The 21,484-nt window shown below is 62.6% G+C and carries 18 protein-coding genes; 16 read left to right on the top strand and 2 right to left on the bottom strand.

All coding sequences use genetic code 11. From position 1 onward, the window contains the following. Positions 1–20 precede the first annotated feature (20 nt). From hisS to KHO33_RS23095, 13 genes are all read left to right on the top strand, one after another. Entirely contained in the window at positions 21–1,361 is a 1,341-nt protein-coding gene (gene hisS, locus KHO33_RS23155) for a histidine--tRNA ligase (protein ID WP_054038224.1), read from the top strand. A gap of 66 nt (positions 1,362–1,427) precedes the next feature. Then, positions 1,428–2,057 (top strand): YfgM family protein, encoded by a 630-nt coding sequence (locus KHO33_RS23150; RefSeq protein WP_054038226.1) that lies wholly within the window; start codon positions 1,428–1,430, stop codon positions 2,055–2,057. Between the two features lie 75 nt (positions 2,058–2,132). Beyond that, the gene (gene bamB / locus KHO33_RS23145) at positions 2,133–3,278 is read left to right on the top strand and encodes an outer membrane protein assembly factor BamB (protein WP_054038228.1); all 1,146 of its coding nucleotides are present in this window, start codon (positions 2,133–2,135) and stop codon (positions 3,276–3,278) included. 434 nt (positions 3,279–3,712) lie between these two features. After that, positions 3,713–5,050: a ribosome biogenesis GTPase Der gene (der, locus tag KHO33_RS23140; RefSeq protein WP_200565526.1), complete on the top strand. Its 1,338-nt coding sequence runs from the start codon at positions 3,713–3,715 to the stop codon at positions 5,048–5,050. A 153-nt stretch (positions 5,051–5,203) separates the two neighbouring features. Next, a complete protein-coding gene (gene hfq / locus KHO33_RS23135) occupies positions 5,204–5,440 on the top strand; it encodes an RNA chaperone Hfq (protein ID WP_006051315.1) in 237 nt (78 codons plus the stop codon). Positions 5,441–5,498: 58 nt separating this feature from the next. Continuing rightward, a complete protein-coding gene (hflX, locus tag KHO33_RS23130) occupies positions 5,499–6,686 on the top strand; it encodes a GTPase HflX (RefSeq protein WP_128576780.1) in 1,188 nt (395 codons plus the stop codon). A gap of 49 nt (positions 6,687–6,735) precedes the next feature. Then, positions 6,736–8,115: an FtsH protease activity modulator HflK gene (gene hflK, locus KHO33_RS23125; RefSeq protein WP_200565527.1), complete on the top strand. Its 1,380-nt coding sequence runs from the start codon at positions 6,736–6,738 to the stop codon at positions 8,113–8,115. A 12-nt stretch (positions 8,116–8,127) separates the two neighbouring features. After that, positions 8,128–9,030, top strand: coding sequence for a protease modulator HflC (hflC, locus tag KHO33_RS23120; protein WP_200565528.1), 903 nt, complete (start codon positions 8,128–8,130; stop codon positions 9,028–9,030). A gap of 44 nt (positions 9,031–9,074) precedes the next feature. Further along, positions 9,075–9,266: a DUF2065 domain-containing protein gene (locus KHO33_RS23115; RefSeq protein ID WP_054041860.1), complete on the top strand. Its 192-nt coding sequence runs from the start codon at positions 9,075–9,077 to the stop codon at positions 9,264–9,266. A gap of 232 nt (positions 9,267–9,498) precedes the next feature. Then, positions 9,499–10,650, top strand: a complete 1,152-nt coding sequence (locus KHO33_RS23110) for an ATP phosphoribosyltransferase regulatory subunit (protein WP_097389667.1) — start codon at positions 9,499–9,501, stop codon at positions 10,648–10,650. Between the two features lie 204 nt (positions 10,651–10,854). Next, positions 10,855–12,201 (top strand): adenylosuccinate synthase, encoded by a 1,347-nt coding sequence (locus tag KHO33_RS23105; RefSeq protein WP_054041858.1) that lies wholly within the window; start codon positions 10,855–10,857, stop codon positions 12,199–12,201. Between the two features lie 3 nt (positions 12,202–12,204). Beyond that, positions 12,205–12,795: a phosphoribosyltransferase gene (locus KHO33_RS23100; protein WP_054041857.1), complete on the top strand. Its 591-nt coding sequence runs from the start codon at positions 12,205–12,207 to the stop codon at positions 12,793–12,795. A 300-nt stretch (positions 12,796–13,095) separates the two neighbouring features. Continuing rightward, positions 13,096–14,982, top strand: a complete 1,887-nt coding sequence (locus tag KHO33_RS23095) for a potassium transporter Kup (protein ID WP_054041854.1) — start codon at positions 13,096–13,098, stop codon at positions 14,980–14,982. A 150-nt stretch (positions 14,983–15,132) separates the two neighbouring features. Here KHO33_RS23095 and KHO33_RS23090 read toward each other — a convergent pair whose 3' ends face one another. Further along, a complete protein-coding gene (locus KHO33_RS23090; RefSeq protein WP_175053702.1) occupies positions 15,133–17,484 on the bottom strand; it encodes a Tex family protein in 2,352 nt (783 codons plus the stop codon). Between the two features lie 168 nt (positions 17,485–17,652). Further along, complete coding sequence (locus tag KHO33_RS23085) at positions 17,653–17,913, bottom strand: hypothetical protein (protein WP_200565551.1); 261 nt, start codon at positions 17,911–17,913, stop codon at positions 17,653–17,655. Between KHO33_RS23085 and KHO33_RS23080 the strand changes: the two genes are divergently transcribed. From KHO33_RS23080 to KHO33_RS23070, 3 genes are all read left to right on the top strand, one after another. Beyond that, positions 17,864–18,766, top strand: a complete 903-nt coding sequence (locus KHO33_RS23080; RefSeq protein WP_200565529.1) for a hypothetical protein — start codon at positions 17,864–17,866, stop codon at positions 18,764–18,766. The two genes, KHO33_RS23085 and KHO33_RS23080, sit on opposite strands and share 50 nt — an antisense overlap. A 132-nt stretch (positions 18,767–18,898) precedes the next feature. After that, the gene (locus KHO33_RS23075; protein ID WP_093633515.1) at positions 18,899–19,117 is read left to right on the top strand and encodes a DUF465 domain-containing protein; all 219 of its coding nucleotides are present in this window, start codon (positions 18,899–18,901) and stop codon (positions 19,115–19,117) included. Positions 19,118–19,180: 63 nt separating this feature from the next. Further along, positions 19,181–21,451, top strand: coding sequence for an ATP-dependent DNA helicase (locus KHO33_RS23070; protein ID WP_200565530.1), 2,271 nt, complete (start codon positions 19,181–19,183; stop codon positions 21,449–21,451). Positions 21,452–21,484 lie beyond the last annotated feature (33 nt).

Genomic DNA, 21,484 nt, shown 5'->3' with positions numbered 1-21,484 from the left:
ATACCGCCAATCGAAGACAGATGACTGAACAGAAGAAAAAGCTCGAAAAGTTGTCCGGTGTGAAGGGCATGAATGACATCCTTCCGCAGGACGCCGGGCTGTGGGAATTTTTTGAAGCGACCGTCAAGTCGATGCTGCGCTCGTACGGATACCAGAATATTCGTACGCCGATCATCGAGCATACGCAGTTGTTCAAGCGCGGTATCGGTGAGGTGACCGACATCGTCGAGAAAGAGATGTACAGCTTTACCGACGCATTGAACGGCGAAAATCTGACGATGCGCCCGGAAAATACGGCGGCTGTGGTGCGCGCGACGATCGAGCACAACATGCTGTACGACGGTCCGAAACGCCTGTGGTACATCGGCCCGATGTTCCGTCACGAGCGTCCGCAGCGCGGCCGCTATCGCCAGTTCCATCAGGTCGGTGTGGAAGCGCTGGGCTTTGCCGGTCCGGACGCCGACGCTGAAATCATCATGATGTGCCAGCGTCTGTGGGACGACCTCGGCTTGATGGGCATCAAGCTCGAGCTCAATTCGCTGGGTCTCGTGGAAGAGCGCGCGGCGCATCGCGTCGAGTTGATTGCGTACCTCGAAAAGCACATGGACGTGCTCGACGAAGAAGCGAAGCGTCGCCTGTATACGAACCCGCTGCGCGTGCTCGACACGAAAAATCCGGCCATGCAGGAAGTCGCGCAGAACGCACCCAAGCTGATCGATTTTCTCGGCGAAGAATCACGCGCGCACTTCGAAGGCCTGCAGCGCATTCTGAAGGCGAACAACATTCCGTTCACGATCAATCCGCGTCTCGTGCGCGGTCTCGATTATTACAATCTGACCGTGTTCGAGTGGGTGACCGACAAGCTCGGCGCGCAAGGCACGGTCGCGGCCGGCGGCCGTTACGATCCGCTGATCGAACAGCTCGGCGGTAAGCCGACGGGCGCATGCGGCTGGGCCATGGGCGTCGAGCGTATCCTCGAGTTGCTGAAAGAAGATCAGCTCGTGCCGGAAGACGAAGGCTGCGACGTATACGTAGTCCATCAGGGTGAAGCTGCGCGCGAGCAGGCCTTTATCATCGCCGAGCGGTTGCGCGACACGGGTCTCGACGTGATTCTGCATTGCAGCGCGGACGGTCAGACAGCGAGCTTCAAGTCGCAAATGAAGCGTGCCGACGCGAGCGGCGCGGCATTCGCGGTGGTCCTCGGCGAAGACGAGATTGCGAACGGCACGGTCGGCGTCAAACCGCTCCGTGATACAAGTTCTAACGGCGGTAAAAACGAGCAACATAACGTGCCCGCCGAAGACTTGACCGAATTTCTAATCAATGCGATGGTTGCAACCGCCGAAGACGGCGACGACTGATCGCGATGTCGTCGAGCCCCTTGGCTCGACACGCACACGTATCAAGAAAGAGGAAATCGCCGGGCGATGAGTTACCACGACGAACAAGAATCGATTGAAAGTCTGAAGGCATGGTGGACGCAGTGGGGCAATGCAACCACGTGGATCGTGCTGGTGGCCCTGGTTGCCGCCGCCGGCTGGAACGGCTGGAATTTCTGGCAACGGCGCCAGGCCGCGGAAGCCGCGGTGCTGTATGACCAGGTGCAGCAGGCCGTGGCATCGGGGGACAAGGCGAAGATCACGCGCGTTGCCACCGATATGGAAGACAAGTTCAGCCGCACCGCATATGCGCAAATGACCGCGCTGGGCGCCGCCAAGGCGCTGTACGCCGCGGGTGACGAAGCTGCCGCGAAGGCCCAGTTGCAATGGACCATCGATCACGCAAAAGACGACGAGTTCAAGCAGATCGCCAAGCTCCGTCTGGCTTCGCTGCTGCTCGACGACAAGGCTTACGACCAGGGCCTCGCACTGCTCGCCGAACCGCAGTCCGATGCGTTCAAGGGCATTGTGGCGGACGGCCGCGGTGATCTGCTCGCCGCCCAAGGCAAGCGTGACGATGCGCGCGCGGCCTACAAGCTTGCCCTCGACTCGCTGTCGAAAAACGATAGCTCGGCTCGCCAGTTGATTCAGTTCAAGCTGGACGCGCTGGGCGGCTAATCGCCGCATGCAGCGCGCCGCATGATACGACCAACCGGTCTCCTTTAACTCATTTCCTGAATGCTTCGTCCACCGATGAATCTGCTGAAACGTTACGCTGTGCCCGTTGCCTGTGCGATGACCGTGCTCACCATGGCGGCTTGCTCATCCACGAAAGACGAGCGCCGCGAGCCCACGCCGCTCACCGAGTTCAAACCCGTGCTCGACGTGCAGCAGGCGTGGAAGACGAGCGTCGGCAAGGCGGGTCGTTACCTGTTCTCGCCGGTCGCGGTCGGCAACGCGGTGTATGCGGCGGGCGCGAACGGCTCGGTTGCGAAGATCGACGCGCAAACCGGCAAGGACATCTGGCGCGTCAAGCTGCATGACGATCTGTCGGCAGGTGTTGGCAGCGACGGCACGCTCACGGCGGTTGGCGGCCTGAAGGGCGATGTCTACGTGCTCGGCGCGGACGGCAAACAATTGTGGACCGCCAAGGCGCCTGGCGAAATCATCTCGCCGCCGCTGGTCGGCAACGGCCTCGTGGTGGTGCGCACGGTCGATGGTCAGATCGTCGCGTTCAATGCGCAAACTGGCGAGCAGAAGTGGAATTATCGCAACCGCGCGGTGCCGCTCAACCTGCGCGTTTCCTCGGGCATGACGTTCGCGGGCGACGCGGCGGTGCTGGCCGGCTTCCCGGGCGGCGCATTTGCCGCGATCAACCTGCAGACCGGCGACAACTACTGGCAGACCCCGGTGTCGTATCCGAAGGGCGTGACGGAAGTGGAGCGCATCAACGACGTGACGGGCCCGCCCACGCTGCTTGGCTCGGAAACCTGCGCGGTGACGTTCCAGGGTCAGATTGGCTGCTTCGACGCGAACTCCGGCCGCGCGGTGTGGGAAAAGGCGTTTTCGAGCACGAGCGGTCTCGCGCAGGATGACCGTGCTGTGGTGGCGGCCGACGACTGGTCGGTGGTGTCGGCATTCGACGTCAGCAACGGCGCGACGCTCTGGAAGAACGACAAGCTGAAGAATCGCGAACTCAGCGTCCCGTTCATTCTGGGTCATGCCGCCGTGCTGGGTGACTACCAGGGTTTCGTGCACTTCCTGTCGCGCGACGACGGCACGCTCGTGGCCCGTGTGAAGACCGACGGCAGCCCGATTACCGCGGCGCCGGTGCTGGCCGGCGAAACGCTGGTCGTGCTGACGCACGACGGCGACCTGTACGGCTACCGCCCGCGCTAATCGCGCAGGCTATAGGCAGTCAAGCGTCGTCAAGCGTGCAGGCCGGCTTCGCCGGCCGCACGCGTTTTTGTTGTGTAGCTGGGCAACTAGAAATACTCCGCCGGACTGGCTGGTCCGGCAAGTCGGATCAGAAACGGCCCATGTGGCCATCGGTGGCTGCTTGCGGCGCCACCTTCGACGGCATCATGGTCGATACCGCAGAGAATCGTATCGAACCGGTCTGAGCCGTTGAGCAAGAAAGACTGAAGCTGGCGGCCCATTGGCGCCGCCCCATACAGCCAAACCCCCGTCCGCCCGGGTGCGCATATTGACAGCACATCCGGGGCTGGCCGAATTCGTGATAATTTTCGTCAAAGGCTGCCGTGTAGCGGCCGCATGGCGTCGCTACGCGGGCCGTCGATTTCGATCCCGCGTTTCACCGTGAACAACATCTGATGAAACCCGTTATTGCCCTGGTTGGGCGCCCCAATGTGGGGAAGTCCACGCTATTCAACCGCCTCACGCGCACGCGTGATGCGCTGGTTGCCGACCTGCCCGGTCTCACCCGCGATCGCCATTACGGCGAGGGGCGTGCTGGCGACCGGCCGTATCTGGTCGTCGATACCGGCGGCTTCGAGCCGGTCGCGAAAGACGGCATCCTCCACGAGATGGCGCGTCAAACCCGCCAGGCGGTCGAGGAATCGGACGTCGTCGTGTTCATCGTCGACGGTCGCAACGGCCTCGCGCCGCAGGACAAGACGATTGCCGACTACCTGCGCAAGACCGGCCGGCCGATCTTCCTCGTCGTCAACAAGGCGGAGGGGATGAAGTACACCACGGTGGCCGCCGACTTCTACGAACTCGGTCTCGGCGACCCGCGCGCAATTTCCGCCGCGCACGGTGACGGCGTCACCGAAATGATCAATGAGGCGCTGGGTGTCGCGTACGCCGGGCAGCCGGAAGAAAGCGACGACGAAAAGCAGGCGCACGGCGTGAAGATCGCGATCGTCGGCCGGCCGAACGTCGGCAAGTCGACCTTGATCAATGCGCTGGTGGGCGAAGAACGCGTGATCGCGTTCGACATGCCGGGCACCACGCGCGATTCGATCTACGTCGACTTCGAGCGTCAGGGCAAGCCCTACACGCTGATCGACACGGCTGGTTTGCGCCGCCGCGGCAAGGTGTTCGAAGCGATCGAGAAGTTCTCGGTGGTGAAAACGCTCCAGTCGATTTCGGACGCGAACGTCGTGATCCTGCTGCTTGACGCACAACAGGATATTTCCGAACAGGACGCGCACATTGCCGGTTTCGTGGTGGAGCAGGGCCGTGCGCTGGTGGTGGGCGTGAACAAATGGGACGGGCTCGATTCGCATGTGCGCGAGCGCACTAAGGCCGACATCGAGCGCAAACTAAAATTTCTCGACTTCGCCAAATTCCACTTCATTTCCGCCGCGGAAAAAACCGGAATCGGCCCGCTGATGCGCTCGGTCGACGACGCCTACGCCGCCGCCATGGCCAAGCTGCCGACGCCGAAGTTGACGCGTGCGCTGATCGAGGCAGTGGAATTCCAGCAGCCGCGCCGACGCGGTCCGGTGCGCCCGAAATTGCGTTACGCGCACCAGGGCGGACAGAACCCGCCGATCATCGTGATTCACGGCAATGCGCTCGATGCGATCACCGAAACGTACAAACGCTACCTCGAAAACCGCTTCCGGGAAACTTTCAAGCTGACTGGGACTCCATTGCGCATAGAGTTCAGATCGTCGACGAACCCTTACGCGGATAAAGGCTAAATCCAGGCTGAAACCCGCGTGTGTGTTGGGTTTGGCCGCAAGGCCGGCCCGCTCGCGCAAAAATGAAAATCGGCTATAGTGTAGCGGTTGACGGCGGATCTCTTTTTCTTCGTCGTCAATTCAGTCAACCTGCAAAAAAATACGGAGTTTGCTATGAGCAACAAAGGGCAATTGTTACAAGACCCGTTTTTGAACGCACTGCGTAAAGAGCACGTGCCGGTGTCGATCTACTTGGTCAACGGCATCAAGCTTCAAGGGAACATCGAATCGTTCGACCAGTACGTCGTGTTGCTCCGGAATACGGTCACCCAGATGGTTTACAAGCACGCAATTTCTACGGTCGTGCCTGCCCGTCCGGTGAATTTCCACCCGGATTCCGAACAGTCCTAACCCCCGTCCGCGGCCGGCGTAGCGTCGCCCGTTGGCGATTACTCCCGGCCGCCTTATTTTGATACCCTCCAATTTGATCAATGCAGCGCTTGTCGGCATCGACTTCGGTAAGATCGATTTCGAAGCCAGTCTGGAAGAACTCAGCCTGCTCGCGCAAAGCGCGGGCGCCAATCCCTTAGTCACCCTCACGGGGCGCCGGTCCAGTCCTGATGCCAAGATGTTTGTAGGCAGCGGCAAGGCCGAAGAATTGCGTCTTGCCTGTGAGGCGAACGACATCGAACTCGTCATTTTCAATCACGCTCTGGCGCCTGCGCAGCAGCGCAATCTGGAGCAGGCGCTTAACCGCCGCGTGATCGATCGCACCAGTCTCATCCTCGATATTTTTGCGCAACGCGCCCGCAGCCATGAAGGCAAGCTGCAGGTGGAGCTCGCGCAGTTGCAGTATCTATCGACGCGGCTAATCCGCGCATGGACCCACCTCGAGCGCCAGAAAGGCGGTATCGGTTTGCGCGGCCCCGGCGAAACGCAGCTCGAAACCGACCGCCGTTTGATCGGCGAGCGCATCAAGGCGCTCAAAACCCGCCTCGAAAAACTGCGCCGCCAGCACGGCACGCAGCGCCGCGCGCGCAGCCGCAATCAGACGATGTCCGTGTCGCTCGTCGGCTACACGAACGCGGGCAAATCCACGCTCTTCAATGCGCTGACGAAGGCGCAGGCGTACGCCGCCGACCAACTGTTCGCCACGCTGGACACCACGTCCCGCCGTGTCTATCTGGGCGACGAAGCCGGCCAGGTGGTGGTATCCGACACGGTCGGTTTCATCCGCGAATTGCCTCACCAACTGGTGGCGGCTTTCCGCGCCACGCTCGAGGAAACCATCCACGCCGACCTACTGCTGCATGTGGTCGACGCGTCGAGCGCCGTGCGCCTCGATCAGATCGATCAGGTGAACGAGGTGTTGCACGCAATTGGTGCGGACACGATCCGTCAGGTGCTGGTGTTCAACAAGATCGACGCCGTGCCGGAGTTGGCGGCCCGTGGCGACGCGGTCGAGCGGGATGAGTATGGTAATATTTCGCGCGTCTTTTTGAGCGCGCGCACGGGGCAAGGGCTGGATACATTGCGCGCTGCCATCGCTGAAATCGCTACTGCCGAACCTCTCTCCGAAACGCTGGTCGATCTGTCGGAAGAAGACCGGTCGGCAGCACCACGCGAGGACCGTAAGGTCTCAGAACTCGGGCACTGACCCGCTCCAATTGCACTGACCCGCTGTCTACTCTGGTGAACGAACACAGGTGAACGATTACAACGAGCGGAGTATCTGGCTGCGCATGCGCGCCATGCTTTCACTGAACGATCCGCGTTGGGGCCGGGGCGACGGCAATGGCGAACGCCAACGACCTAACGAACCCAAGCGGCCGCCGGCCAAGGACGGTGAAGGCCCGCCCGATCTCGACGAGATGTGGCGCGATTTCAACCGCCGTTTGAGCCGGGTGTTCGGCCGCAAGGGCGGCGGTGCGGGTGGTGGCCGTCCGGATAACGGTCGCGGCGCGCGCATTGGCGTGGGCATCGTGATCGGCGTGTTGATCGCGATCTATCTCGGCAGCGGCGTGTTCGTCGTGCAGGACGGCCAGGCCGGCGTCGTGATGCAGTTCGGCAAGTATCGCTACACCGCGGGGCAGGGCGTGCATTGGCGCCTGCCGTATCCGTTCGAGGCGCACGAGCTCGTCAACGTCGGCCAGATCCGCCAGGTGGAGATCGGCCGTAACAACGTGGTCCGCCTCGCCAATGTGAAGGACGCGTCGATGCTCACGCACGACGCCGATATCGTCGACGTGCGCTTTGCCGTGCAGTACCAGGTGAGCAAGCCGACCGACTATCTCTTCCGCAGCGTCGATCCCGATCAGAGCGTGATGCAGGCCGCGCAGGCGGCGGTGCGCAGCATCGTCGGTGCGCGCAGCACCAGCGACATCCTCTATCAGGATCGCGAAACAATTCGCCAGCAACTGATGGCGTCGATTCAGCAATCTTTGGATGAATACCAGTCCGGCCTCGCCGTGACCGGTGTGACGATCCAGGGTGTTCAGGTGCCCGATCAGGTGCAGGCCGCTTTCGACGATGCCGCCAAAGTGCGGCAGGACAACGAACGCGCCAAACGCGACGCGCAGGCCTATGCCGCCGAGCTGCTGCCGCGCGCGCAAGCGGATGTGGCGCATCAGGTCGACGAAGCGAAAACGTATAGCGACAAGACGGTGGCCCAGGCGCAAGGCGATGCCGAGCGCTTCAAGCAGGTCTACGCGCAGTACTCGAAAGCGCCCGCTGTGATTCGCGAGCGCATGTACCTGGAAACCATGCAGCAGATCTATTCGAATACGACCAAGGTGTTTGTGGACAGCAAGAGCGGCAACAACGTGTTGTATCTGCCGCTCGACAAGCTGGTCGAGCAGACTCGCCAGCGCGTAGCCGACGCTGCTGCAGCCGCTTCCGGTGCTGCCGTTACGTCGGGCGCCGCCGCGCCGCAAGCCGCGAGCAGCGCTGCCGCACCGGCTGCCGCCGCCGCTGCTTCCGCGCCTGCCGCGGTTGCGACGCCTGCCAGCCAAGCCGCCGCCAGCAGCGACGCACTGCGTTCACGCGACTCCTTCCGCAGCCGCATGCGCGAAGACGACGTTCAATAAGGAGCGCACATCATGAACAAGATCATTGCGCTCGTCGTAGCCGTCGTCATCGTGCTGTTTGCCGCATCGTCGATGGTATTCGTGGTCGACCAGCGGCATATGGCTGTGCTGTCCTCGCATGGCGACACCCCGCCCGAATTGCTCGGCCCGGGCTTGCATGTGAAGCTGCCGCCGCCGTTGCAAACGGTCACGCTGGTCGATAACCGCATCCAGTCGCTCGACGCGCCGGATGAAGACCGCTATGTCACGTCGGACAAAACCGACCTGCTGGCCAACCCGGTCATCAAATACCGCGTGACCGATCCGCTGAAGCTGCTCGCCGAAACCCGCGGCGACGTGCAAAGTCTGGCGGATCGCCTCGCGCTGCTGTCGCGCAGCGCGCTTGGCGACGCGTTCGGCAAGGTCACGTTGACCGATGCGCTGGCGAAGCAACAAGCCGTTGCCGACGAAGCGCGCGGCACGATGAGCAAAGCCGCGGCATCGCTGGGCGTTTCGGTGCTCGACGTGCAACTGACGCGCGTCGATTTTCCTGCAGCGATGGCCGACTCGGTCTACAAACGGATGATCGCCGCACGCGAGCAGGCCGCGGCCGACGAACGTGCGAAGGGCACGGCCGAGGCCGACCAGATCAAGGCGGATGCCGTCAGCCAGCAACAGGCGATTCTCGCGGACGGCTATAAGCAGGCGCAGACCATCAAGGGCGAGGGCGATGCCAAGGCAGCGGAAATCGCGGCGGAAGCATATGGCAGCGACCCGCAGTTCTACCAGTTTTATCAAAGCATGCAGGCGTACAAGAACACCTTCAAGCCGGGCGACGTGATCGTGGTCGACCCGAGCAGCGAGTTCTTCCGCTTCATGCGTAGCCCGACCGGTGGCGCCGCCCCGGACGCTCCCGCGGTACCGCGCAAACACTGATAACCGGAAGGCCGCGGCATCCGCATCGCGGCCCCTTCATTCGCATGGACATAGCCGGCTCGTTACTGCTCGCGATCGCATTGATGCTGATTATCGAAGGGATGTTTCCCTTCGTTTTTCCGAGCGCCTGGCGCGACACGTTCCGTAAAATAGCGGAACGGCCCCCGCATCAGATTCGCGTCGGCGGGCTGGTCGTGATGGTGCTCGGGTTGATCCTGCTGTTTATCGTGACCTGAAGGCGCCGCATAGCGCCGCCGCTGCGCGCCGTTGCGTTGGCGCTCCATTTGCGCGGCATCAGCGGCTTGGCAACAGCGAGCGTTCAGCGGCGCGGGCCAGGAAGGGTTATGAAGCGCCGTAAAGGCCCGCCCCGATACCCGCGACAGCCGCCAGAATAGAGCCGTCGCCCGCCATTCACACACATTTACCGGCGCACCCAGCCGCCGTGTTCAACGTCGTAGGACTGTATCGATGTCGACCTGGTTACTTCCCGAGAATATCGCCGACGTGCTGCCGTCGGAAGCCCGCAAGATTGAAGAGTTGCGGCGCCATTTGCTGGACCGTTTCCGCTCGTACGGCTACGAGATGGTGATGCCGCCGCTGCTCGAGTACATCGAGTCGCTGCTCACCGGCGGCGGGCACGATCTGAACCTGCGCACGTTCAAGCTCGTCGATCAGATGTCCGGGCGCACGCTCGGTCTGCGCGCCGACATTACGCCGCAGGTCGCGCGCATCGACGCGCACTTGCTGAATCGCCAGGGCGTGACGCGTCTTTGCTATGCCGGCAATGTGGCGCATACGCGTCCGCGTGGCCTGCACGCCACGCGTGAGCAGATCCAGATCGGCGCGGAAATCTACGGTCACGCCGGTCTCGAAGCGGATCTGGAAATCCAGCAGTTGATGCTCGACGCGCTGCGTCTGGCCGGCCTCGCGAAAGTGCGGCTCGATTTGTGTCATGCCGGCGTGCTCGCCGCGCTGATCGAAGCGGAGCCTGCTGCTGCGGAGTTGGGCCAATCGCTCTACGACGCGCTGGCCGGCAAGGATGTGCCGCGCCTCGTCGAGCTGACGGCCAATCTCACGCCGGTCACGCGCGACGCACTGCGCTCGCTCCCCACGCTCTACGGCGACGCCTCGGTACTGGACGAAGCCCGGGCACGCTTGCCGAACGCACCGGCTATCGCCCGCGCGCTCGACGACCTCGCATTCCTCGCGAGCCAGGTGGACGGCGCCGAAGTGATGATCGACCTCGCCGATTTGCGCGGCTACGCGTACCACAGCGGCGTGATGTTCTCGGCGTATGTGGACGGCGTGCCGAACGCGGTTGCGCGCGGCGGCCGTTACGACCACGTCGGCCAGGCCTACGGCCGTGCGCGTGCGGCAACCGGCTTCTCGCTCGATCTGCGTGAAGTTGCTCGAATTTCGCCCGTTGAAGCCCGCAGCAGCGCGATTCTTGCGCCGTGGCAGCATGACGACGCGCTGCGTGTGAGCGTCGCCGCATTGCGCGATGCGGGTGAAGTCGTGATCCAGGCGCTGCCTGGCCACGAGCACGATCTGGACGAGTTCGCCTGCGACCGCGTGTTGGTCGAGCGCAACGGCGCGTGGGTCGTCGAACCCCGTTCCTGAGCACGAATCGATAGACCGCCCGAGGGGGGCATCCCAAGGGCATTTCAGAAGGCGTCCAAAGCGTCGCCGAACCCGGCGCGGCCCCTCGCCGCGCTATTTTCGATATACCCACCATAACGTGCATACCGTTGAGCGGAAACGGAAAAATTCGGAAGGTTCCGCGAACATAGGTAGAATACGTTTTTAACCAGCTTACGAAACAACATGTCTGCCAGCGCAGTGAATGTGAACCCCGGGCGCAACGTCGTCGTCGTGGGAACCCAGTGGGGTGATGAAGGCAAGGGCAAGATCGTCGACTGGCTGACGGACCACGCCCAAGGCGTCGTTCGCTTCCAGGGCGGTCACAATGCCGGTCACACGCTTATCATCGGCGGCAAGAAAACCATCTTGCGTCTGATTCCGTCGGGCATCATGCATCCCGGCGTCGCGTGCTACATCGGCAATGGCGTCGTGTTGTCGCCGGAAGCGCTGTTCAAGGAAATTGGCGAGCTCGAAGCCGCCGGGGTCGATGTTCAGAATCGCCTCTTCATTTCCGAAGCCACCACCCTGATCCTGCCGTATCACATTGCCATCGACCAGGGCCGCGAAGCGCGCCGTGGCGCGAGCAAGATCGGCACCACCGGCCGCGGCATCGGCCCGGCCTACGAAGACAAGGTGGCGCGCCGCGGTTTGCGCGTGCAGGACCTGTTCGAGCCGGAAAGCTTCGCCGAACGTCTGCGTGAAAATCTCGATTACCACAACTTCGTGTTGACGCAATACCTGGGCGTCGCCGCAGTCGACTTCCAGCAAACGCTCGACACGATGCTGAGCTATGCGGACCGTCTGAAGCCGATGGTGACCGACGTGTCGCGCCGTCTGTACGACGAAAACGCCGCCGGCAACAACCTGCTGTTCGAAGGCGCGCAAGGCACACTGCTCGACATCGACCACGGCACCTATCCGTACGTCACATCGAGCAACTGCGTGGCCGGTGCGGCTACCGCGGGCGCAGGTGTGGGTCCGCAAAAGCTGAACTACATTCTCGGCATCACCAAGGCGTATTGCACGCGTGTCGGTTCGGGTCCGTTCCCGAGCGAACTGTACGACGCGGATAACGCCGCGCGTCAGGAACCGATCGGCCTCGAACTCGCCAAGGTCGGCAAGGAATTCGGCTCGGTCACCGGCCGTCCGCGCCGCACCGGCTGGCTCGATGCTGCCGCGCTGCGCCGCTCGATCCAGATCAACGGCGTGTCGGGCCTGTGCATGACCAAGCTCGACGTGCTCGACGGCCTCGACGAAGTGAAGCTTTGCGTTGGCTACACGGTCGACGGCAAGAACGTGGACCTGCTGCCGCGTGGCGCATCGGAAGTCGCGCGTTGCGTGCCGGTGTACGAAACCTTCGCGGGCTGGAAGGAAAGCACCGTCGGCATCACGGAATGGGACAAGCTGCCGGCCACCGCGCGTGCGTATCTGACGCGTGTGCAGGAAGTCGCGGGCATTCCGATCGACATGGTGTCGACCGGTCCGGATCGCGACGAAACGATTCTGCTTCGTCATCCGTTCAAGGTTTAAGCCATGGTGCAAGGTGTACCCATGATTGCGATGAAAGATCCGCGCAACGACGACAAGAACCTGTGGGTCGGCTGGGACGAATATCACCGGCTGATCGAACTGCTGGCGTTGCAGGTGCATGAATCGGGCTGGAAGTTCGACAAGATTCTGTGTCTCGCGCGCGGCGGTCTGCGCGTCGGCGACCAGCTCTCGCGTATTTACGATCTGCCGCTGGCGATTCTCGCTACCAGTTCGTATCGTGAGGCGGCAGGCACGGAGCAGGGCGAACTCGACATCGCGCAATACATCACGATGACGCGCGGCGAGTTGCACGGCAACGTGCTGCTGGTCGACGATCTGGTCGATTCGGGTGTGACGCTGGCACGCGTGCAGCAGCATCTGAAAGAACGCTATCCGGCGATCACCGCAGTGCGCTCGGCGGTGCTCTGGTACAAGGGTTGCTCGAAAGTGAAGCCTGATTACCATGTGCAGTATCTGCCGACCAATCCGTGGATTCACCAGCCGTTCGAGGAATGGGACACGGTTCGTCCGCATAACCTCGGCGCGTGGATCAAACGCGGCATGCAGCAGGACCAGGAGTCGTCGGGCACGTGATGCGCGCTACGACGTCGTGTGTATCGCGTCGTATCCCGTGCAGTGCCTGCAAGACGGAGCCCGATTGGGCTCCGTTTTTTTATGTGCGTTATATGTCCACCATATGTCCCGCGAAGGGCGCCTCGCAAAACGCGCATGCCGCGCCGGCGAAACGCCTGACGCAGCAGACGCGCCTAAATCGCAGTGCTACACTGCGCGGACCATCCACGTGGTGTATCCACAACAAGCCGGGCGGCGCTAGGCAGGCAGTTTAGAATAGCGGTCGTTTTTTCCGCTCAGGGAACGGATTTCCTCGCGTCTATGACAGATAACAATCACGTGCACAAACAGCCTCTGCCTTCCCTCGCGATTGCCGCGATCGGAGTGGTGTTCGGCGATATCGGCACGAGCCCGCTGTACTCGCTGAAAGAAGCCTTCAGCCCGGCACATGGTATTCCGCTGACCAACCAATCGATTCTGGGCGTGATCTCGCTGCTGTTCTGGGCGATCGTGATCGTGGTCAGCATCAAGTACGTCCTGTTCGTGATGCGCGCCGACAACAATGGCGAAGGCGGCGTCCTCGCGCTGATGGCGCTGGCGCTGCGCTCTCTCGACCAGAAATCGAAAATGGCCGGGCTGTTGATGATGCTCGGCATTTTCGGCGCCTGCATGTTCTATGGCGACGCGGTGATTACGCCTGCCATTTCGGTGATCTCGGCGGTCGAAGGTCTTGAGATCGCTGCGCCCAATCTGTCTCATCTGGTGCTGCCGCTCACGATGGTGATCCTCGTGCTGCTGTTCTGGATTCAGCGGCACGGAACGGCCACCGTCGGCCGCCTGTTCGGCCCGATCATGGTGCTGTGGTTCGTGGTGCTCGCCGCGCTCGGCCTGTGGCACATCATGCAATCGCCGAATGTGATCCGCGCACTGAACCCGTACTACGCGTACACCTTCATGGCGGCGCACGTGTTGCAGGCTTACGTGGTGCTTGGCTCGGTCGTGCTGGTGCTGACGGGCGCCGAAGCGCTGTACGCCGACATGGGCCACTTCGGCGCGAAGCCGATCCGCATGGCCTGGTACTTCCTCGTCATGCCTTCGCTGGTGCTGAACTATTTCGGCCAGGGCGCGCTGCTGATGCACGACCCGAAGGCGATCGAAAACCCGTTCTTCCTGCTTGCACCGGATTGGGCGCTGCTGCCGCTCGTGGTGCTGTCGACGGTGGCGACCGTGATCGCGTCGCAGGCGGTGATTTCCGGCGCCTATTCGTTGACGAGCCAGGCGATCCAGCTTGGCTACGTGCCGCGTATGAAGATCCTGCACACGTCGGAACTGGCGATCGGCCAGATCTATGTGCCGGTGGTGAACTGGATGTTGCTGTTCATCATTCTGTGCATCGTGATTGCGTTCAAGAGCTCGGATAATCTTGCCGCCGCGTACGGCATCGCGGTGACGGCCACCATGGTGATCACCACGATTCTTGCCTGCGTCGTTATGGTGAAGGTATGGAACTGGAACAAGTTCCTCGTGGCGCTGATCATCGGCGTGTTCATGGCGGTCGACTTAGGCTTTTTCGGCGCCAATCTGCTCAAGGTGGCCGAAGGCGGCTGGTTGCCGCTCGGCATCGGCGCGCTCCTGTTCTTCCTGCTGATGACCTGGTTCAAGGGCAGGATGATCGTCAAGGAGCGTACGGCGGCTGACGGCATTCCGCTTATGCCGTTCCTGCAAGGCCTGCTCGCACATCCTCCGCATCGTGTGTCGGGTACCGCGATCTATCTGACGGGTAGCGATTCGCTCGTGCCGGTGAGCCTGCTGCACAATCTGAAGCACAACAAGGTGCTGCATGAGCGCACGATTTTCCTGACTTTCGTGACGCTGGACATTCCGTACGTGAATGATGCGGAACGCGTGACGGTAAAGGATCTGAACGGCGGCTTGTTCCTCGTCAAGGCAGCGTACGGTTTCAACGAAACGCCTGACGTGAAGGCGGTGCTGCACGAAGTCGGCCGCACGCACGACATGACCTTCGAGTTGATGGACACGTCGTTCTTCCTCGCTCGCGAAACGGTCGTGCCGACGCAGTTGCCGGGCATGTCGGTGTGGCGCGAACGTGTGTTCGCGTGGATGCATCAGAACGCCGCCAAGCCGACCGACTTCTTCAGCATTCCGGCCAACCGGGTGGTGGAGTTGGGGACGAAGATCGAGATCTGACGCGATGGATCGAGGTTCGGATGCACGTTGCATGTGAAGGCGCGGCAAGCGGAAAGAGATAAAAAAAGCCCACGCAATTGCGTGGGCTTTTTTTCTGCTTAGTCATCGTGGATGACAGTGCGTGAGCGAATCACACACTGACGGACCCACTTACTTCTGCTTGAGCTTGGCGAATGCCGCGGCCATTGCGCCGCCTGCTTCAGGCTCACGCGAGCGCTGTTGCTGCGCGCCGCGACCAGCACCGCCCGAACGGCTCGAGCCGCCACGATCCTGCTGGGCGCCGCCACCGCTGCGCGGTGCGGCTGCCGCGCCGAACTCGTCGTCCAGACGCATGGTCAGCGCGATACGCTGGCGCTTCACGTCGACTTCCAGCACCTTCACCTTGACGATCTGACCGGCCTTGACCACTTCGTGCGGGTCCTTGATGAACTTCGTCGACATGGCCGACACGTGCACCAGACCGTCCTGATGCACGCCGATGTCGACGAATGCACCGAAGGCCGCCACGTTCGTCACGACGCCTTCCAGCACCATGCCCGGCGTCAGATCGCTGACCTTCTCGACGCCTTCACGGAAGGTCGCGGTCTTGAACTCGGGGCGCGGGTCGCGGCCCGGCTTTTCGAGTTCCAGCAGAATGTCGCGCACGGTCGGCAGGCCGAAACGTTCGTCGACGAATTCGGCCGGCGAGAGGCCGCGCAGCGCGTCACGATTGCCGAGCACTTCGCCGACATGCTTGCTGATCTTCGCGAGCATGCGTTCCACGACCGGATAGGCTTCCGGGTGAACCGAGGAGCGGTCGAGCGGGTTCTCGCCGTTGTTGATGCGCAGAAAACCGGCGGCCTGTTCGAAGGTCTTGTCGCCCAGACGCGGCACCTTGCGCAGATGTTCGCGCGACGGGAACGGGCCGTTTGCATCGCGATAGTCGACGATGTTGCGAGCCAGCGTCGCGTTCAAACCCGACACGCGCGCGAGCAACGCGACCGACGCCGTATTGGCGTCCACGCCGACCGCGTTCACGCAATCCTCGACCACTGCGTCGAGCGAGCGGGCCAGTTCGCGCTGATTCACGTCGTGCTGATACTGGCCGACGCCGATTGCCTTCGGTTCGATCTTCACCAGTTCCGCGAGCGGATCCTGCAGACGGCGCGCAATCGACACCGCGCCGCGCAGCGACACGTCCATGTCCGGGAATTCCTTCGCCGCGAGTTCGGAGGCCGAGTACACGGAGGCGCCGGCTTCCGAGACGACGATCTTCTGCAGCTTGAACTCCGGATGACGCGCGATCAGTTCGCTCGCAAGCTTGTCCGTTTCGCGCGAGGCCGTGCCGTTGCCAATACTGATCAACTCAGCCTGGGTCTGTGCGCAGATGCGCGCCAGTTTCGCAATCGAGCCATCCCAGTCGCGGCGCGGCTCGTGGGGGTAAATCACGTCGGTGGCGAGCACCTTGCCGGTCCGGTCGACCACCGCGACTTTCACGCCGGTGCGCATGCCCGGATCGAGGCCGATCACGGCCTTCGGTCCTGCGGGCGCTGCCAGCAGCAAGTCCTTCAGGTTGCGCGCGAACACGCGAATCGCTTCATGTTCGGCTTCGTCGCGCAGATTGGTCAGCAGTTCGTTTTCGATATGCGGCTGCACCTTCACGCGCCAGCACCAGCGGCACACGTCGGCGAGCCACTTGTCGCCCGGGCGGTTCTGATTGGCGATGCCGAAGTGGCGGGCGATCAACGCTTCGCCCGGATGCGGCACCTGCGCGTCGAGTTCTTCGCCGAGACCCAGCTTGACCATCAGCACGCCTGCATTGCGGCCGCGGAACAGGGCCAGCGCGCGATGCGAGGGCACGGTCCGGATGGTTTCCGCGTAATCGTAGTAATCGCGGAATTTTTCTTCTTCCGCGTTTTCCTTGCCCTCGACCACTTTCGACGACACCACGCCCTGGTTGAACAGGTAATCGCGCAGCTTGCCGAGCAGATCCGCGGTTTCGCCGAACTGTTCGGAGAGGATGTCGCGCGCGCCGTCGAGCGCGGCCTTGATGTCGGCGACGCCTTTCTCGGCGTCCACGTAGGCAGCAGCTTCGGTTTGCGGGTCGAGCAGGGGATTGGCCAGCAGTGCGTCGGCGAGCGGCTGCAGGCCGGCTTCGCGGGCGATCTGCGCGCGCGTGCGGCGCTTCGGTTTGTACGGGAGATACAGGTCTTCCAGCACCTGCTTGCTGTCGGCGCCTTCGATCGCGGCACGCAGCTCGTCGGTGAGCTTGCCCTGTTCGTCGATGCTCGCGATGATCGTGGCGCGCCGGTCTTCCAGCTCGCGCAGGTACAGCAGGCGCTCCTCGAGATTACGCAGTTGCGTGTCGTCGAGATTGTCGGTCACTTCCTTCCGGTAGCGGGCGATGAACGGAACAGTCGCTCCTTCGTCGAGAAGTTGCACCGCGGCCGCGACCTGGCGCGGCTGGACGGACAGTTCGGCGGCGATGCGCTGTACGATCTTGAGTGCTACGGTTTCCGTCATAAGGTCTTGGTGTTCCTGCTGCTCAATCAAAGGTCGCGCGGTAGCGGCACACGCCAAGTACGTGCCAGACACGCGCCGGGCCCACGTCGGGCAAGCCGGCGCACGCTGGGCGTGCGCGCTGCGACCAGGTTGCTGGAGCGGGGCATTTTGCCATAAATGCAAAAGGGCTCAACCGCAGGGTGATAGAATTTCGGGCATGTTCCGTTGACCAATTACGACGTTGCCAACCTCCTTGTCCCTCAACCGCCTGGACTCCCGCTTGGTCTCTCGCTTGTCACAATTACCGCTTTTTCTGACGCCGCGTGTGTCGCGCTCGCCGCTTACATCGCTCACGTCGGCGTTGCGGTCCCTGTTCAGGTCAACGCTTTCGTCCAATGGGATGTTTTTCGCTTCGTGCGCGTCGTGCGTCGTGGCAGCTTCGCTGGCCATGTCCGCACCGGCCGTAGCGCAATCCGCAGCACCGCTCGTGGCCGCCAGCAGCCTCGCGCCGGCAGCCGCTTCGGGCACAACCAGCACCATGAACGCCACGGGCGCGGACAATGCCGACACCGCGGCATCGCCCGACAGCGCATTCGAAGCGCGGCAGAAAGTCCTCGATCAGCGTACTGAGGAAAACAACTACCGGTACGGGGTCGCCGAACACGATTGCTACAGTAAGTTCTTTGTCAACCACTGTCTGAACAAGGCGCGCGACAGCATGCGCTCGGTGCAGGCCGATATTCGCAAGGAACAGCTCGCGCTCGACGGCGAACAGCGCGTCCAGCGCGCCCGCCAGCGTGACGAGCAGGCAGCGCTCAAACGCGCACAAGACGAAGCCAGCGCACCGCAGCGCGCCGCTGACGACGCGCGTAACGCCCAGGCCTACGAAGACAAGCAGCGCCAACACCAGCTCGACCAGGCGCAGCGCGCGGCCGAGGCGCCGCAACGCAGCGCCAACGAGCAAGCCTATCAGCAGAAGCAACAACAGCACGCGCTGGATCAGGCGCAGCGCGGCATCAGTCCGTCGCAAGCCGCAGCCAATAGCCAGGCATACGATCAGAAGCAGGGCGACTTCCAGCGCAAGCTCGACCAGGCGCGTCAGCAGGGCGCGCAAAAGGCGCAGGAGCGGGTGGAGAAGCAGCAGACCTTCGAGAAGAAGCAGGCCGACGCGGCGCAGCACAAAGCCGACGTCGAGGCTCGTCAGAAGCAGGCGGCCGAGAAAGCCGAGCAGAAACGTCAGGACCAGTTGAAAGAGCAACAGCAGCTTGAAGAACAGCAAAAGCAGCAAAAGGAACAACAGTAGGTGTGCTGTAGCGGGTTCTGGTAGGGTAGTAGCCAGGCAGTAGTCAGTCGCCGTAACGCGTTTTAAGCCGGACAGCAACCTCAGGCATCGGGCTGCATACGCCGCCCGTGCCGCTTACGAGCGGAGGCGAGCATGCGCGATCAACATCACGTCATCACCGCGGACACATTGCGCGACCGTATTCTGCAACTGGAATCGGAGCATAGTGGGCTCGATCGCTTGATCGACCGAATGTCGGAAGAGCCCGGCATCGACGACTTCGAGTTGCAGCGCCTGAAAAAGCGCAAACTCAAAGTCAAGGACACCATCATCTTGCTGCAATTGCAGCTCGAACCGGACGCACGCGCCTGAGTTCGCGCCCTGGCAGGTGCCGGGTCGCGCCGCGCGCGCCGGACTTTGCAGGAAACGCTTGCCTTGAATTCACCGCTTGAAACTTCACCACGCGCCACGCCGGGCGACGACGCACCGGCGGCCGGCGCTCCGGCGGCCGGCACGCCAGCGCCGCGTCCTGCCGCGTCGGCGCTCTCCGCGTCGTTGAATCCACGCCGCGTCGCCGAACTGGACGATATCTTCGCCGACAACGGCCTGCTCGCCCGTCAGATCGACGGTTATCGTTCGCGCGCGTCGCAGATCGAGATGTCGCGCGCCGTCGCGGCGGCCATGGAAGCGTCGGGCCGCGCGATGCCCGAGCCCGCAATGTTCGAGGCGCAAAAGCGTCCGGCCCGGCGTCTGCAATCGCCGGGCGCGGATGCCGCAGCTGTTGCCCCTGAAAACGACGAATCGAACGGTCTCGACGGCAGCGAAAACACGCTGATCGTGGAGGCGGGCACCGGCACCGGCAAGACCTATGCGTATCTCGTGCCGGCCATGTTGTGGGGCGGCAAGGTGATCGTCTCCACCGGCACCAAGCATTTGCAGGATCAGCTCTTTCAGCGCGATATTCCGACCGTGCGCGACGCGCTCGCTGTGCCGGTATCGGTGGCGATGCTCAAGGGCCGCGCGAACTACCTGTGCCATTACTACTTGCAGCGCACAGCGGACAACGGCCGTCTGCCGTCGCGCCAGGAAACCTCGTATCTGCAGGACATCATTCGCTTCGCCAAGATCACGCGCACCGGCGACAAGGCCGAACTCGCGAGCGTGCCGGAAACGGCGGCCGTGTGGTCGATGGTCACGTCCACGCGTGAGAACTGTCTTGGTCAGGAGTGCCCGCAATACAAGGAGTGCTTCGTGATGCAGGCGCGTCGCGAGGCGCAGCAGGCCGACATCGTAGTGGTGAATCACCATCTGTTTTTCGCCGACATCATGTTGCGCGATACCGGCATGGCTGAATTGCTGCCCACGGCGAACACCATCATCTTCGACGAAGCGCATCAACTGCCGGAAACGGCGACGCTGTTTTTCGGCGAGACGCTTTCCACCACGCAATTTCTCGAACTCGCGCGCGATTCCGTGGCGGAGGGCTTGGGTCATGCGCGTGAATCGGTCGACTGGGTGAAGCTCGGCTCGACTCTCGAACGCGCGGCGCGTGACGTGCGGCTTGCTTTCAAGGAAGACACGGTACGCTTGTCGATCGGTCAGTTGCCCGACGATCATCCGCTATTCCCTGCACTCGAAACACTTGAGACCGAGCTCGACACATTGACGGCCGCGTTGGCGGGTCAGGCCGAGCGGGCCGAATCGATCGGGGCGTGTCTGCGCCGCGCACGGGAACTGCAAGGCGTGCTCGCGGGCTGGACCACACCGCCCACCGAGACCGAACGCGCAGCCGCTGACGCCGCCTCAGCGGACGCCAAGGCCGAACGTACCGATCCGAATGAAAAGGTGCGCTGGATCGAAGTGTTCGCGCATACGGTGCAACTGCACGAAACGCCGCTGTCGGTCGCGCCGATCTTCGCGAAGCAGCGCGCCGGCGTACCGCGCGCGTGGATCTTCACCTCGGCGACATTGTCGGTGCGCGGCGACTTCACGCACTACGCGGCACAGATGGGCCTGAACGCAAAACGCTCGATGACGCTGCCGAGCCCCTTCGACTATCCGACGCAAGGGCTTCTGTACGTGCCGCGCAATTTGCCGCAGCCTTCGTCGCCGATGTTCACCGACGCCGTGTTCGACGCGGCATTGCCCGCGATCGAAGCGTCGGGCGGCGGCGTATTCATGTTGTGCACGACGTTGCGTGCAGTGGACCGCATCTCGGCCAAACTGCGCGACACCATCGAAGCGCGCGGCTGGGACTACCCGTTGCTCGTGCAGGGTGACGCGAGCCGCACCGAGTTGCTCGATCGCTTCCGTGCGTACGGCAATGCGATTCTGGTGGGCAGTCAGAGCTTCTGGGAGGGCGTGGACGTGCGGGGCGATGCACTCTCGCTGGTCGTGATCGACAAATTGCCGTTTGCGCCGCCTGATGACCCAGTGCTCTCGGCGCGTCTCGACGCGCTAACGAAGAAGGGATTGAGCCCGTTCGCGGTCCACCAGTTGCCGCAGGCTGTGATTACCCTCAAGCAGGGCGCAGGCCGTCTGATTCGCGCTGAGACCGATCGCGGCGTGCTGATGATCTGCGACACCCGTCTCGTCGACAAACCGTACGGGCGCCGTATATGGCAGAGCCTGCCGCCATTCAAACGCACACGTGAGATCGAAGTCGTGCGCGAATTTTTCGAAGAGAACGCAACGCCGGCTGAATAGCAGATGATTAAGTGAATGCCGTTGTAAAAAACG

It is taken from the genome of Paraburkholderia nemoris (assembly GCF_905221015.1).
In the GTDB taxonomy this organism is placed as follows: domain Bacteria; phylum Pseudomonadota; class Gammaproteobacteria; order Burkholderiales; family Burkholderiaceae; genus Paraburkholderia; species Paraburkholderia nemoris.
The sequence above is the reverse complement of the archived record's forward strand: the minus strand, read 5'-3'. Positions and strand labels throughout refer to the sequence as shown.

Excerpts from the sequence above, each read along its gene's own strand:
- KHO33_RS23105 (WP_054041858.1), top strand. The coding sequence starts at position 10,855 with ATGTCTGCCAGCGCAGTGAATGTGAACCCCGGGCGCAACGTCGTCGTC.
- KHO33_RS23095 (WP_054041854.1), top strand. The coding sequence starts at position 13,096 with ATGACAGATAACAATCACGTGCACAAACAGCCTCTGCCTTCCCTCGCG.
- KHO33_RS23075 (WP_093633515.1), top strand. The coding sequence starts at position 18,899 with ATGCGCGATCAACATCACGTCATCACCGCGGACACATTGCGCGACCGT.
- hflC (WP_200565528.1), top strand. The coding sequence starts at position 8,128 with ATGAACAAGATCATTGCGCTCGTCGTAGCCGTCGTCATCGTGCTGTTT.
- der (WP_200565526.1), top strand. The coding sequence starts at position 3,713 with ATGAAACCCGTTATTGCCCTGGTTGGGCGCCCCAATGTGGGGAAGTCC.
- hfq (WP_006051315.1), top strand. The coding sequence starts at position 5,204 with ATGAGCAACAAAGGGCAATTGTTACAAGACCCGTTTTTGAACGCACTG.
- KHO33_RS23090 (WP_175053702.1), bottom strand. The coding sequence starts at position 17,484 with ATGACGGAAACCGTAGCACTCAAGATCGTACAGCGCATCGCCGCCGAA.
- bamB (WP_054038228.1), top strand. The coding sequence starts at position 2,133 with ATGAATCTGCTGAAACGTTACGCTGTGCCCGTTGCCTGTGCGATGACC.
- KHO33_RS23110 (WP_097389667.1), top strand. The coding sequence starts at position 9,499 with ATGTCGACCTGGTTACTTCCCGAGAATATCGCCGACGTGCTGCCGTCG.
- KHO33_RS23115 (WP_054041860.1), top strand. The coding sequence starts at position 9,075 with ATGGACATAGCCGGCTCGTTACTGCTCGCGATCGCATTGATGCTGATT.
- KHO33_RS23085 (WP_200565551.1), bottom strand. The coding sequence starts at position 17,913 with ATGGCCAGCGAAGCTGCCACGACGCACGACGCGCACGAAGCGAAAAAC.
- hisS (WP_054038224.1), top strand. The coding sequence starts at position 21 with ATGACTGAACAGAAGAAAAAGCTCGAAAAGTTGTCCGGTGTGAAGGGC.
- KHO33_RS23080 (WP_200565529.1), top strand. The coding sequence starts at position 17,864 with ATGTTTTTCGCTTCGTGCGCGTCGTGCGTCGTGGCAGCTTCGCTGGCC.
- KHO33_RS23100 (WP_054041857.1), top strand. The coding sequence starts at position 12,205 with ATGGTGCAAGGTGTACCCATGATTGCGATGAAAGATCCGCGCAACGAC.
- KHO33_RS23150 (WP_054038226.1), top strand. The coding sequence starts at position 1,428 with ATGAGTTACCACGACGAACAAGAATCGATTGAAAGTCTGAAGGCATGG.